The organism is Microvirga pakistanensis, from assembly GCF_004458765.1.
Taxonomy (GTDB): Bacteria; Pseudomonadota; Alphaproteobacteria; order Rhizobiales; family Beijerinckiaceae; genus Microvirga; species Microvirga pakistanensis.
In genome coordinates this window covers 1-223 of the sequence record NZ_SPJX01000324.1, presented here as the reverse complement: position 1 = coordinate 223, position 223 = coordinate 1, and the positions used below count along the sequence as shown (strand labels likewise).

The 223-nt window shown below is 67.7% G+C and carries 1 pseudogene; it reads right to left on the bottom strand.

The annotated features are described in order from the left end of the window. Positions 1–223 (bottom strand): annotated as a pseudogene (locus tag E4K09_RS17260) (acetyl-CoA carboxylase carboxyl transferase subunit beta); the annotation flags it as partial.

The window sequence follows — 223 nt, the reverse complement described above, 5'->3', positions numbered from 1 at the left end:
TGGTGCGGGCGTCCTTCAGGCGGTCGACGTAGCGCTTCTCGTCGCGGAACTTCAGCGGGTCGACGGGCACCTCCGGCAGCGCCACGTCGAGCCAGGTGCCGCCGTCGAACAGGAGCTGCAGGCGCTGCGTGGCCGAAAGGCGCATGTGGTGGTTGGAGCCGGGGATCACCCATTGGTTCGCCTCCACGTCCTTGTGGAAGACCACCTGCCCCGTATCCGGACA